Consider the following 12,420-nt stretch of genomic DNA (forward strand, 5'->3'; position numbering starts at 1 on the left):
GTAGGAGCGAGCCTGCTCGCGATGAACCTGAGAACTCCGCGGGGTGTCAGGCTGACAGCGTCATCGTTGACGTCCATCGCGAGCAGGCTCGCTCCTACAGTGGGTTATGTTCAGCTTTTGCTTTGCAAACGCACCGCCAGCACATCGCAAGGTGCGCCGTGCAGCACGTCATTGGCGGTAGAGCCCAGCAGCAGTGCCAGGCCATGCCGACCGTGGCTGCCTACCACGATCATGTCGCAGTTGTGCTCCTTGGCCAGGTGATGAATCTCCTGGCGTGGCTGGCCGTAGGTCAGGTGGCAGTTTTCCTTGCGCAGCTCCGGATACTTCACGATCAAGCGTTCAAGGCGTTCCTTGGCCTGATCGAACTGTTGCTGTTGCAGTTGTGACAGGTCCATTGGCACGTCACCACCAAAGGCCATGGCCATTGGTTCGACGATGTGGACCATGGATAATTTTGCGCCGTTGCTCACCGACAGTTCGCGAGCGCGATGGATTACAGGGTCGCACTCTTCGGTTAGATCTACAGCGACCAGAATATGCTCGTAGGGCATGAGGTGCTTCTCCTGAGAAACGCAATATTGGTAAGTATGGCTGGTTTCAGGCGTATTGGTTCCAAAGAGACTCAATCCGCTCATTCAAAATCGGGAGTACAGATATGACGGTCTGGATAGTGGTGTCAATCCTGCTGGTGGTGCTCAGCCCCCTGGCATGGTTGCGCCCGTCGCGCCAGCAGAGTGGTCGCATGGCGTTGCGCATGGAGGCGCGACGCATCGGGTTGGCCATGCAACTGGCTCCTCAGGAGTGGCCGCATTGGCTCAGCCAGGAGCCACCAAACCCTTGCGCGCAGTACCATCGACCAAGGCGGGGCACTCGGCCCGCCTGCTGGATTTACTGGCAAAAATCACCGGGATTGTGGGTGAATCAGTGGCAGGAGCCTTGCGAGGATCGGGTCCTGCTCGATCATTTCGAAAAATTGCCGGATAACGTCTACAAGGTCGAAGCCGACAAGCAAATGATCACCCTGTATTGGGGCGAAAAGGGCGAAGCCGAGGTCTTGCAGCACATCGATGCCACCCTCAAGGCGCTCGCCTGAACTCCGTCGCCTGTAGGAGCGAGGCTCGCCCGCGAAGGCCTCGTATCTGTCACACCGCATTCGCGGGCAAGCCTCGCTCCTGCAGGCAATAAAAAGCCCGACAAACATCATCGGGCGGGATGGCCAGGCAGGCCGGTAATTCGGTTTTGGTTCATCTTGCGCCTGGCATTCGCCAGTAGCGTTCATATTTTTTCCTGAAGTCCCGCCAGCTTAGCCTGTTAAACAAAGGCTGCGGTGAATTAGGGCGACTTTTCTAATGATTGATCCTATGAATGTCTCTACATGCAAACGCATGTAACAGGCCGTTGTCCTACAGAAATGACCGCGAAGTCGCGTTTCAACCCGCATTTAGGGCGATTGACAATTGGCGGAAATTCCGTGAAGGTGGCGTACCCAAATCAAACGGGCGTATGAATTGAGCGTTTGTATTACACACCGCTCCTACAGAATCCCGACTATCGCGTTGGCGGGTGTGCCGGGTGGATTGGCGTAGCATCGACGATTGACGTCCCTGCCAGCCCTTCGCCTGCTTCCAACGTGTACTGTTCAGCTTCCATATCGTGGAGATCAGTTGATGATTTACGAAGGTAAAGCCATCACGGTTAAGGCTCTTGAAAGTGGCATCGTCGAACTGAAGTTCGACCTCAAGGGTGAGTCCGTCAACAAGTTCAACCGTCTAACCCTGAACGAACTGCGTCAGGCCGTGGACGCCATCAAGGCAGATGCTTCGATCAAGGGCGTGATCGTCAGCAGTGGCAAGGACGTGTTCATCGTCGGCGCCGACATCACCGAATTTGTCGACAACTTCAAGCTGCCGGATGCAGAGCTTGTTGCTGGCAATCTCGAAGCGAACAAGATTTTCAGCGATTTCGAAGACCTCAATGTTCCGACCGTTGCCGCGATCAATGGCATCGCGCTGGGTGGCGGCCTGGAAATGTGCCTGGCCGCGGATTACCGCGTCATGTCCACCAGCGCCAAGATCGGCCTGCCGGAAGTCAAGCTGGGCATCTACCCGGGCTTCGGCGGCACTGTGCGTCTGCCGCGCCTGATTGGCGTCGACAACGCCATCGAGTGGATTGCCGCCGGCAAGGAAAACCGTGCTGAAGACGCGCTGAAAGTTGGCACCGTCGACGCCGTGGTTGCCCCGGAAAATCTGCAACAAGCTGCCCTGGAACTGATCAAGCGTGCCATTTCCGGCGAGTTCGATTTCAAGGCCAAGCGTCAGCCGAAGCTGGAAAAGCTCAAGCTGAATGCGATCGAACAAATGATGGCTTTCGAAACCGCCAAAGGTTTCGTTGCCGGCCAGGCGGGTCCGAACTACCCGGCGCCGGTTGAAGCGATCAAGACCATCCAGAAAGCCGCGAACTTCGGTCGTGACAAGGCGCTGGAAGTCGAGGCCGCCGGTTTCGTGAAACTGGCGAAGACCTCGGCCGCACAAAGCCTGATTGGTCTGTTCCTGAACGACCAGGAGCTGAAGAAAAAGGCCAAGGCCTACGACGAAATCGCCAAGGACGTGAAGCAGGCCGCCGTACTGGGCGCCGGCATCATGGGTGGCGGTATCGCCTATCAGTCGGCCTCCAAAGGCACGCCGATCCTGATGAAGGACATCAACGAACACGGTATCGAGCAGGGGTTGGCTGAAGCCGCCAAACTGCTGGTCGGCCGTGTCGATAAAGGCCGCATGACTGCCGCGAAAATGGCGGAAGTGCTCAACGGCATTCGTCCGACCCTGTCCTACGGTGACTTCGGTCATGTGGACCTGGTGGTTGAAGCGGTCGTCGAGAACCCGAAGGTCAAGCAAGCCGTTCTGGCGGAAGTCGAAGCTCAGGTTAAAGAAGGCACGATTCTCGCCTCGAACACCTCGACCATTTCCATCAGCCTGCTGGCCAAGGCCCTCAAGCATCCGGAAAACTTCGTCGGCATGCACTTCTTCAACCCGGTGCACATGATGCCGCTGGTGGAAGTGATCCGTGGCGAGAAGTCCAGCGAGCTGGCAGTTGCCACCACCGTTGCCTACGCCAAGAAAATGGGCAAGAACCCGATCGTGGTCAATGACTGCCCGGGCTTCCTGGTCAACCGTGTCCTGTTCCCGTACTTCGGCGGTTTCGCCAAGCTGGTCAGCGCCGGCGTCGACTTCGTGCGCATCGACAAGGTCATGGAAAAATTCGGCTGGCCGATGGGCCCGGCGTACCTGATGGACGTGGTCGGCATCGACACTGGCCACCACGGTCGCGACGTAATGGCTGAAGGCTTTCCGGACCGCATGCAGGACGACCGTCGTTCGGCTGTCGACGTACTGTACGAAGCCAAGCGCCTGGGCCAGAAGAACGGCAAGGGCTTCTACGTCTACGAGACCGACAAGAAGGGCAAGCAGAAGAAAGTCGCCGATCCTTCGGTGCTGGAAGTGCTCAAGCCAATCGTCTTTGAACAGCGCGAAGTCACTGACGAAGACATCATCAACTGGATGATGATCCCGCTGTGCCTGGAAACCGTGCGTTGCCTGGAAGACGGCATCGTCGAAACCGCTGCCGAAGCCGACATGGGTCTGGTCTACGGTATTGGTTTCCCTCCATTCCGTGGCGGTGCGCTGCGCTACATCGATTCGATCGGTGTTGCAGAGTTCGTTGCCCTGGCTGACCAGTACGCTGATTTGGGCGCGCTGTACCACCCGACCGCGAAGCTGCGCGAAATGGCCAAGAACGGCCAGAGCTTCTTCGGTTAAGCGCCCCCAACTAGAGTGAGAGTGAACTTATGAGCTTGAATCCTAGAGACGTCGTGATTGTCGACTTCGGTCGTACTCCGATGGGCCGCTCCAAGGGCGGCATGCACCGCAACACCCGCGCCGAAGACATGTCGGCGCACCTGATCAGCAAACTGCTGGAACGCAACACCAAGGTCGACCCGAACGAAGTCGAAGACGTGATCTGGGGCTGTGTGAACCAGACCCTGGAGCAGGGTTGGAACATCGCCCGCATGGCGTCCTTGATGACCCAGATCCCGCACACGTCGGCTGCCCAGACCGTCAGCCGCCTGTGTGGCTCGTCCATGAGTGCGCTGCACACTGCGGCACAAGCGATCATGTCGGGCAACGGTGACGTTTTCGTCGTTGGCGGCGTCGAGCATATGGGCCACGTGAGCATGATGCACGGGGTCGATCCGAACCCGCACATGTCGCTGTACGCGGCTAAAGCTTCGGGCATGATGGGCCTGACCGCGGAAATGCTCGGCAAAATGCACGGCATTACCCGCGAACAACAGGACGCCTTCGGCCTGCGCTCCCACCAACTCGCTCACAAGGCGACGGTGGAAGGCAAGTTCAAGGATGAAATCATCCCGATGCAGGGCTATGACGAGAACGGTTTCCTGAAACTGTTCGACTACGACGAAACCATTCGTCCGGAAACCACCCTGGAAAGCCTGGCGACTCTGAAGCCGGCGTTCAATCCGAAAGGTGGTACCGTGACGGCCGGTACTTCGTCGCAGATCACCGATGGTGCTTCGTGCATGATCGTGATGTCGGCGCAGCGCGCACAGGACCTGGGTATCCAGCCTATGGCTGTGATTCGCTCGATGGCAGTAGCAGGTGTGGATCCGGCGATCATGGGCTATGGTCCAGTACCGGCTACACAAAAAGCACTGAAGCGCGCGGGCCTGGGTATCAACGATATCGACTTCTTCGAGCTCAACGAAGCTTTCGCCGCACAGGCCCTGCCAGTGCTGAAAGACCTGAAAGTGCTCGACAAGATGAACGAGAAGGTTAACCTGCACGGCGGCGCGATTGCCCTGGGTCACCCGTTCGGTTGCTCCGGTGCCCGGATTTCCGGCACTTTGCTTAATGTGATGAAGCAAAATGGCGGGACCCTCGGGGTAGCCACCATGTGCATTGGCCTCGGCCAAGGCATCACCACCGTCTTCGAACGCGTTTAAGCGCGCCGTTGACGGAAGCCGGGGCCAAGTGCCCCGGTTTTTGTTTTTCCGGGCTTTATTTGTTTTTATTTTTGAAAAAATTTGAGTGAGGGCCGAAGCATGCCGATACAACCAGGGCTCTACCAACATTACAAAGGTCCGCAGTACCGCGTATTCAGTGTTGCGCGGCATTCGGAAACCGAAGAGGAAGTGGTCTTTTACCAAGCCCTGTATGGCGATTACGGCTTTTGGGTACGTCCCTTGAGCATGTTCCTTGAGTCGGTCGAAGTTGACGGAGAGCAGGTGCCACGCTTTGCTTTGATGCAGGCCGAAGAGAGCCTTTTTACCAAGCCATGAGCTGAGTGCGCGCAGAACCCTGCGCTTGACCTCACCTTGTAGCCACTATATATAGCGGTGCCGCGTCAGGCGCCAACCGCCTTTCACTTCTAGAATTCAGGAATTTTCTGATCCATGGGCAAATCGCTGGTCATTGTGGAATCCCCGGCTAAGGCCAAGACCATCAACAAGTATCTGGGCAACCAATACGTGGTGAAGTCGAGTATCGGCCATATCCGAGACCTGCCCACCAGCGGTTCGGCGAGTGCCACCAAAGAGCCGGCCGCCAAGCGTGGCAAGGCTGCTGCGGGCGAAGCGCCGGCACTGTCGCCGAAAGAAAAGGCACGCAAGCAGCTGGTTGCTCGCATGGGCGTCGATCCCGATCACGGCTGGAAGGCCAAGTACGAGATCCTTCCAGGCAAGGAAAAGGTCATCGAAGAGCTGCGACGGCTCGCCAAGGATGCTGACACCATCTATCTCGCAACCGACTTGGATCGCGAGGGGGAAGCCATTGCCTGGCACCTGCGCGAAGCCATCGGTGGTGATGACAGCCGCTACAAGCGCGTGGTGTTCAACGAAATCACCAAGAAAGCGATTCAGGAAGCCTTCTCCGAGCCGGGCGAGCTGGACATCGATCGTGTCAACGCTCAGCAGGCGCGTCGTTTCCTCGACCGCGTGGTGGGTTACATGGTTTCGCCGCTGCTGTGGGCCAAGATCGCTCGTGGCCTGTCCGCCGGTCGCGTGCAGTCGGTTGCAGTGAAGCTGGTGGTCGAGCGTGAGCGTGAAATCCGCGCGTTCATCCCGGAAGAATACTGGGAAGTCCATGCTGATCTGGGTACCGCCAAGGGCGCTACCGTGCGTTTCGACGTCGCTCGCGAGAAAGGTGAAGCCTTCAAGCCGCTGAACGAAGCCCAGGCCATGGCCGCGCTGGAAAAGCTCAAGGCCTCCAGCTACAGCATCGTCAAGCGTGAAGACAAACCGACCAGCAGCAAGCCATCGGCACCGTTCATTACTTCCACCCTGCAACAGGCCGCGAGCAACCGCCTGGGCTTCGGTGTGAAGAAAACCATGATGATGGCCCAGCGCTTGTACGAAGCGGGCTACATCACTTATATGCGTACCGACTCCACCAACCTCTCGGCCGATGCCGTGGCGATGGCGCGTACCTATATTGAAGATGAGTTCGGCAAGAAATACCTGCCGGATACCCCGAACGTCTACAGCAGCAAGGAAGGCGCTCAGGAGGCTCACGAAGCGATTCGTCCATCCGACGCCAATACCACGCCGAGCAAGCTGTCGGGGATGGAGCGTGATGCCGAGCGTCTGTACGAGCTGATCTGGCGCCAGTTCCTCGCTTGCCAAATGCTGCCTGCGCAATACCTGTCGACCACGGTCACCGTGGGTGCCGGCGACTTCGAGCTGCGTGCCAAGGGCCGTATCCTCAAGTTCGACGGTTACACCCGCGTCCTGCCGCAAATTGCCAAGCCAGGCGATGACGATGTACTGCCGGACATGGCCCAGGGCGATGCGATGAAGCTGATCAAGCTTGATCCGACCCAGCACTTCACCAAGCCGCCGGCGCGCTACTCGGAAGCCAGCCTGGTCAAGGAAATGGAAAAACGCGGTATTGGTCGTCCTTCGACCTACGCGGCGATCATTTCCACTATCCAGGATCGTGGCTACGTGACGCTGCACAACCGTCGTTTCTATTCGGAAAAGATGGGCGATATCGTCACAGAGCGTCTGGCAGAGAGCTTCTCCAACCTGATGGACTACGGCTTTACCGCCGGCATGGAAGAGCATCTCGATGACGTGGCTCAGGGCGAGCGCGACTGGAAGAACGTACTCGACGAGTTCTATGGCGACTTCAAGAAAAAACTCGAAGTAGCCGAGAGCCCGGAAAATGGCATGCGTGCCAACCAGCCGGTGATGACTAATATTCCGTGCACCACATGCGGTCGTCCGATGCAGATTCGCACGGCGTCGACTGGCGTGTTCCTCGGTTGCTCGGGCTACAGCCTGCCGCCGAAAGAGCGTTGCAAGGCGACCGTCAACCTGGTGCCCGGCGATGAAATCGCCGCGGACGATGAGGGTGAGTCGGAGTCGCTGGTTTTGCGTGGCAAGCATCGTTGCCCGATCTGCAGCACGGCGATGGACGCTTACCTGCTCGATGAGAAGCGCAAACTGCACATCTGCGGCAACAACCCCGATTGCGATGGCTACGAAATCGAAGAGGGTGTCTATCGCATCAAGGGCTATGAAGGTCCAAGCCTGGAGTGCGACAAGTGTGGCAGCGAGATGCAGCTCAAGACCGGCCGTTTCGGCAAGTTCTTCGGTTGCACCAACGCGACCTGCAAGAACACCCGCAAGCTGCTCAAGAGCGGTGACGCGGCGCCGCCGAAGATGGACCCGGTGAAGATGCCTGAGCTGAAATGCGAAAAGGTCAACGACACCTACATCCTGCGTGACGGTGCGTCCGGCCTGTTCCTGGCAGCCAGTCAGTTCCCGAAAAACCGTGAGACCCGTGCTCCGCTGGTGATGGAAATCATCCCGCACAAGGACGAGATCGATCCGAAGTACCACTTCCTTTGTGAAGCGCCGAAGAAAGATCCCGATGGTCTGCCGGCTGTAATCCGTTACAGCCGCAAGACCAAGGAGCAATACGTACAGTCCGAAGTCGACGGCAAGCCGACGGGCTGGAAAGCGTACTACGACGGTGGCAAGTGGACCGTTGAAGACAAGCGTCCTGCCGCGAAGTCTTGATCGGAGCTGTATAGAAAAGGCCGCATGCAACCATGCGGCCTTTTTTTGCGCTTGCGGTGGACTTGGTTGATCCACGACACTGTTCGACCTGCATGAAGCATTATTTCGTTGTGGAGGCTGCCGTCATGGCCCACGAACTCTATACCCGTACCAACCAGAAGATCTATTTCGCCGGCCTTTCCCTGGAGGCGCTAGCCAAGGCTGAAGAGGCGCGGGCGATGAATTCCCTGGCGTTGATCCAGGCGGGCCGCGAATCGGCGTTGTTCCATCTGTACGGCGCCTTGCTGGGGCTGTGCCATGAAATCGCCGGGTTCTATCGTTTGCCGCAGGCCAATGCTATCCGGGCGGAGTCGCTGCTGACTCGCGAGGTGCTGGAAAGCATCGCCATTCCGGAAATGGCCGAGATGGTCGAGCTGGCCAACAACCCCGAAACCTGGCTGGCCAAGCTGCTGGCGGCTCACAACGCGCTGTTCCAGCCGCCACGAGCTCCACATAAGCCCAAGGGGGACGTGACACAGCCTTTGATTCTGGCTGTCAATCTGGATGAAGAAGAGGCGCCCGAGGAATTGAGCCGGGAAGAGCTGGAGAGTTGGCGTCAGAACCTCAAGAGCCTCGCAATCCGTTTTCGAGAAGGCTTGAACGAGTGCTGAAGGTTGGGGGTCTTTGACGGGCAGTAGCCAAAGATCGCCATTTCAGTGAGGGGAGTTGTCGGATATTTCTCTTCGTGATGGCAGTTGGTCAAGATCCCGAGCGAAGCCTGCTTGATGGCTATATAATCCCCGCCTTTCTTGGAGAACACACCTTTATGCCAACGTCCTTTTTAGAAATTGTCGAGTTACCAGACGGCCGAATCGAGCTGCGCAGGGCCGAGGACGAGGGTTCTCTGGTTACTTTGGATTTCTCCGAGGATGCCAAGGCGTTCCTGCAAGGCCAGCACGTCGAGGTTGCCAAGGCGATGCTGAGCGTTGGTGTTCAGATGGCCGGGCGACTGGTTGAAGGTGAGCTGGACAAGGAAGAGGGGCCTCGGGTCCTTCATTGATCCCGCCTGTCGGTTTTTACCGACATCGTCACAGATTGGCTTCTCTGCCCCAGGAGAAGCCCTGCGCCGCTCCAGGCGCAACGTTAACCCAGACGAATATTCAGGCTTTGTGCGTCCCCGGTCCGGGCGGCGCTGATCAGCTGTTGGCGCGAGGCTGTGCTCAGGGGGTTGAGCCAGCTGACGACCGTGTGGCTGCGGCCAAGGCGAAGAGCCTCGCAGGTTAACTGCTGGGCACTTTGGGTGCCGCGCGGTTGCAGTAGAAGAATTCGCTCGCGATTGAGGCCGGCGTCCCTCAGCCAGGCCTGGGTCACGCTGGCGGGTGGTGCGATCAACGTCAACCAGCGCGCATCCTGGTCCTGGCTCAGTTCCCTGAGGATCGGTGCCAGAAGATTCAGGCAGTTCCCGGCTGCACCTCGTAGAGACAACTCACTGAAAACCTCGGGTTCGGCGCTCCAGGGCGACTCGACCACTTCGTTCAGGATCGGCGCCAGTGGTTGCGCCAGGAATGCCTCGAACAGCAATGGCAGTTGGGCTTGCTGTGATGTGTGCGGGAACTGCATAAAGCCTCCTTTAGCGGCGAATGACGCCGACGCTCAAGCCTTCGATCACCAGTTCCTGATCTTTAAGGTTCACTTCGATTGGGGCGAATTCCGGATTCTCGGCAATCAGCCAGACCTTGCTGCCGTCACGCTTGAAGCGCTTGACGGTCACTTCGTCGCCAATGCGCGCCACCACGATCTGCCCGTTACGGGCCTCGCGGGTGGTATGGACTGCCAGCAGATCGCCGTCGAAAATGCCCACGTCCTTCATGCTCATGCCGTGCACTCGCAGCAGGTAGTCGGCGCGTGGATGGAAGAAGGCAGGATTGATGTTGCAGGACTCTTCGACGTGCTGCTGGGCAAGGATCGGTGCACCGGCGGCTACGCGTCCGATGATGGGCAGGGTGGAATCGTCGGCCTTGGCTTCGAAGCCAGGAATGCGGATGCCACGTGACGCGCCCGGGGTCATTTCGATTGCGCCCTTGCGGGCCAGTGCCTTGAGGTGTTCTTCTGCCGCGTTAGGCGATTTGAACCCCAGTTCCTGAGCGATTTCCGCGCGGGTCGGAGGGTAGCCATTGTCTTCCAGGCAACGTTTGATGAAAGCCAGGATCTCGGCTTGGCGTGGCGTCAGCTTTAGCATATTGATCGCTCTGTTTTTTTATACAGTGACTGGGATTATATACAGTGAAGCGCTCTTGGCAATGCCCGTTTTTTTGCAGGCCGCCGGACGGTCGACAAGCCCGCTGATGGAAGCTTTGCGGTTGTATGGTTAAATGTCTGACCGACCATTCCCAAAACGAACTGCCAGACTTGACAAGACATAGCTTGAAACGTATGTTTCAAACAAGTGTTTGTCAGGCGGAGTAGCCATGGCCCAGTCGGAAACCGTTGAACGCATTCTTGATGCTGCAGAGCAGTTGTTCGCGGAAAAAGGTTTCGCCGAAACCTCATTGCGTCTGATCACCAGCAAGGCCGGTGTCAATCTGGCAGCGGTGAATTATCACTTCGGATCGAAAAAGGCGCTGATTCAAGCAGTCTTTTCGCGTTTTCTCGGGCCGTTCTGCATCAGCCTCGACAAAGAGCTGGAGCGGCGCCAGGCCAAGCCTGAAATCAAGCCAACCCTCGAAGAACTGCTGGAAATCCTGGTCGAACAGGCCCTCGTGGTACAACCTCGCAGCGGTAACGATCTCTCCATCTTCATGCGTCTGCTCGGCCTGGCCTTCAGTCAGAGCCAGGGGCATTTGCGTCGATACCTGGAAGACATGTACGGCAAGGTGTTCCGCCGCTACATGATGCTGGTCAACGAAGCCGCGCCACGTATTCCGCCCATCGAACTGTTCTGGCGCGTGCACTTCATGCTGGGTGCTGCGGCATTCAGCATGTCCGGCATCAAGGCATTGCGCGCGATCGCCGAAACCGATTTCGGCGTGAACACCTCCATCGAGCAGGTCATGCGCCTGATGGTGCCGTTTCTCGCCGCCGGCATGCGTGCCGAGTCCGGTGTCACTGACGCGGCCATGGCGTCCGCGCAATTGCGTCCGCGCAGCAAATCGACACCGGTCGCCGCCAAGGTTTGACCGCACGGGTGGGCGCGGCAGCTGACATCCGTTAAGCTAGCCGCCCATGCCGACTCTCGTTCTGAATCCGCTTCCCACTGATATCGCTGACCTGCCGGGCATTGCCCACGGTGGCGAATTCGTGCGAGGCGGATTCATCGTTATCAAGGAATCTCTATGACTGCTGGCCTGCAAGGCTCGTTGATGGTGGACGTCGCCGGTACCTGGCTGACGGCCGAAGATCGCCAATTGTTGCGTCAGCCCGAAGTGGGCGGTCTGATTATTTTTGCCCGCAACATCGAACATCCGCGCCAGGTCCGCGAGCTGAGCGCGGCGATTCGCGCCATTCGCCCCGATCTGCTGTTGGCGGTGGATCAGGAGGGCGGGCGGGTCCAGCGCCTGCGTCAGGGTTTTGTGCGTCTGCCAGCCATGCGCGCCATTGCCGACAATGTGAATGCCGAATATCTGGCCGAGCAGTGTGGCTGGATCATGGCCACCGAAGTTCTGGCCGTCGGCCTGGACCTGAGTTTCGCCCCGGTGCTCGACCTCGATCACCAGCGCAGCGCGGTGGTCGGTACACGTTCGTTCGAAGGCGATCCAGAACGTGCCGCACTGCTGGCCGGTGCCTTCATTCGCGGCATGAACAGTGCCGGCATGGCCGCTACCGGCAAACATTTTCCGGGCCACGGCTGGGCCGAGGCGGATTCCCACGTGGCGATCCCGAATGACGAGCGCAGTCTCGACGAGATCCGTGCCAAGGATCTGGTGCCATTCGCCAGACTGAGCAAGCAACTGGCCGCGGTGATGCCGGCCCACGTCATCTATCCACAGGTCGATGCGCAGCCCGCGGGCTTCTCCCGTCGCTGGTTGCAGGACATCCTGCGCGGCGAGCTGCAATTTGACGGGGTGATTTTCAGCGACGACCTGTCCATGGCCGGCGCTCATGTGGTGGGCGATGCTGCCAGCCGCATCGAGGCTGCGCTGACGGCCGGTTGCGACATGGGCCTGGTGTGCAACGATCGCGCCGCCGCCGAGCTGGCGCTGAGTGCCGCACAGCGCCTGAAAGTGAAGCCGTCGGCGCGCATTGCGCGGATGCGCGGTCAGTCCCATGCGTGCACCGACTACCGTCAGGATCCGCGCTGGCTGGCTGCCGTCGGCGCGCTCAAAGAAGCTCAATTGATTGATTAA

At 58.6% G+C, this 12,420-nt stretch carries 12 protein-coding genes; 9 read left to right on the forward strand and 3 right to left on the reverse strand.

The window, feature by feature from the left end:
* Window positions 1–110: 110 nt before the first annotated feature.
* Window positions 111–551, reverse strand: coding sequence for a universal stress protein (locus DKY63_RS28625; RefSeq protein WP_110967200.1), 441 nt, complete (start codon window positions 549–551; stop codon window positions 111–113).
* Window positions 552–655: 104 nt separating this feature from the next.
* Between DKY63_RS28625 and DKY63_RS28630 the strand changes: the two genes are divergently transcribed.
* The 7 genes from DKY63_RS28630 to DKY63_RS28660 all read left to right on the forward strand — a co-directional run bounded on the left by DKY63_RS28630 (window position 656) and on the right by DKY63_RS28660 (window position 9,137).
* Entirely contained in the window at window positions 656–1,093 is a 438-nt protein-coding gene (locus DKY63_RS28630; protein ID WP_110967201.1) for a hypothetical protein, read from the forward strand.
* 574 nt (window positions 1,094–1,667) lie between these two features.
* Complete coding sequence (gene fadB, locus DKY63_RS28635) at window positions 1,668–3,815, forward strand: fatty acid oxidation complex subunit alpha FadB (protein ID WP_110967202.1); 2,148 nt, start codon at window positions 1,668–1,670, stop codon at window positions 3,813–3,815.
* Window positions 3,816–3,844: 29 nt separating this feature from the next.
* Window positions 3,845–5,020 carry an acetyl-CoA C-acyltransferase FadA gene (gene fadA / locus DKY63_RS28640; protein ID WP_110967203.1) on the forward strand — a complete coding sequence of 392 codons (1,176 nt, stop codon included), beginning with the start codon at window positions 3,845–3,847 and terminating at the stop codon, window positions 5,018–5,020.
* Between the two features lie 99 nt (window positions 5,021–5,119).
* Window positions 5,120–5,356, forward strand: a complete 237-nt coding sequence (locus DKY63_RS28645) for a DUF1653 domain-containing protein (protein WP_110967204.1) — start codon at window positions 5,120–5,122, stop codon at window positions 5,354–5,356.
* Window positions 5,357–5,470: 114 nt separating this feature from the next.
* Entirely contained in the window at window positions 5,471–8,098 is a 2,628-nt protein-coding gene (gene topA / locus DKY63_RS28650) for a type I DNA topoisomerase (protein WP_110967205.1), read from the forward strand.
* A gap of 125 nt (window positions 8,099–8,223) precedes the next feature.
* Window positions 8,224–8,748, forward strand: coding sequence for a DUF6586 family protein (locus DKY63_RS28655; protein ID WP_110967206.1), 525 nt, complete (start codon window positions 8,224–8,226; stop codon window positions 8,746–8,748).
* Window positions 8,749–8,903: 155 nt separating this feature from the next.
* Window positions 8,904–9,137 carry a hypothetical protein gene (locus DKY63_RS28660; RefSeq protein ID WP_047538925.1) on the forward strand — a complete coding sequence of 78 codons (234 nt, stop codon included), beginning with the start codon at window positions 8,904–8,906 and terminating at the stop codon, window positions 9,135–9,137.
* Window positions 9,138–9,220: 83 nt separating this feature from the next.
* Here the strand turns inward: DKY63_RS28660 and sulA are convergent, their stop codons facing one another.
* Complete coding sequence (gene sulA / locus DKY63_RS28665; protein ID WP_110967207.1) at window positions 9,221–9,697, reverse strand: SOS-induced cell division inhibitor SulA; 477 nt, start codon at window positions 9,695–9,697, stop codon at window positions 9,221–9,223.
* A gap of 10 nt (window positions 9,698–9,707) precedes the next feature.
* On the reverse strand, window positions 9,708–10,316 hold the full coding sequence (lexA, locus tag DKY63_RS28670) for a transcriptional repressor LexA (protein WP_056857020.1): 609 nt from the start codon (window positions 10,314–10,316) through the stop codon (window positions 9,708–9,710).
* A 229-nt stretch (window positions 10,317–10,545) separates the two neighbouring features.
* Here lexA and DKY63_RS28675 point away from each other — a divergent pair, with 229 nt between their 5' ends.
* Together DKY63_RS28675 and nagZ are read left to right on the forward strand one after the other, a co-directional pair.
* On the forward strand, window positions 10,546–11,253 hold the full coding sequence (locus DKY63_RS28675) for a TetR/AcrR family transcriptional regulator (protein ID WP_110967208.1): 708 nt from the start codon (window positions 10,546–10,548) through the stop codon (window positions 11,251–11,253).
* 168 nt (window positions 11,254–11,421) lie between these two features.
* A complete protein-coding gene (gene nagZ, locus DKY63_RS28680; RefSeq protein WP_204354376.1) occupies window positions 11,422–12,420 on the forward strand; it encodes a beta-N-acetylhexosaminidase in 999 nt (332 codons plus the stop codon).

It is taken from the genome of Pseudomonas putida (assembly GCF_003228315.1).
In the GTDB taxonomy this organism is placed as follows: domain Bacteria; phylum Pseudomonadota; class Gammaproteobacteria; order Pseudomonadales; family Pseudomonadaceae; genus Aquipseudomonas; species Aquipseudomonas putida_S.

Coding starts and splice junctions, on each gene's coding strand:
- DKY63_RS28630 (WP_110967201.1), top strand. CDS start 656: ATGACGGTCTGGATAGTGGTGTCAATCCTGCTGGTGGTGCTCAGCCCC.
- DKY63_RS28660 (WP_047538925.1), top strand. CDS start 8,904: ATGCCAACGTCCTTTTTAGAAATTGTCGAGTTACCAGACGGCCGAATC.
- fadB (WP_110967202.1), top strand. CDS start 1,668: ATGATTTACGAAGGTAAAGCCATCACGGTTAAGGCTCTTGAAAGTGGC.
- DKY63_RS28655 (WP_110967206.1), top strand. CDS start 8,224: ATGGCCCACGAACTCTATACCCGTACCAACCAGAAGATCTATTTCGCC.
- topA (WP_110967205.1), top strand. CDS start 5,471: ATGGGCAAATCGCTGGTCATTGTGGAATCCCCGGCTAAGGCCAAGACC.
- sulA (WP_110967207.1), bottom strand. CDS start 9,697: ATGCAGTTCCCGCACACATCACAGCAAGCCCAACTGCCATTGCTGTTC.
- DKY63_RS28645 (WP_110967204.1), top strand. CDS start 5,120: ATGCCGATACAACCAGGGCTCTACCAACATTACAAAGGTCCGCAGTAC.
- DKY63_RS28675 (WP_110967208.1), top strand. CDS start 10,546: ATGGCCCAGTCGGAAACCGTTGAACGCATTCTTGATGCTGCAGAGCAG.
- fadA (WP_110967203.1), top strand. CDS start 3,845: ATGAGCTTGAATCCTAGAGACGTCGTGATTGTCGACTTCGGTCGTACT.
- lexA (WP_056857020.1), bottom strand. CDS start 10,316: ATGCTAAAGCTGACGCCACGCCAAGCCGAGATCCTGGCTTTCATCAAA.
- DKY63_RS28625 (WP_110967200.1), bottom strand. CDS start 551: ATGCCCTACGAGCATATTCTGGTCGCTGTAGATCTAACCGAAGAGTGC.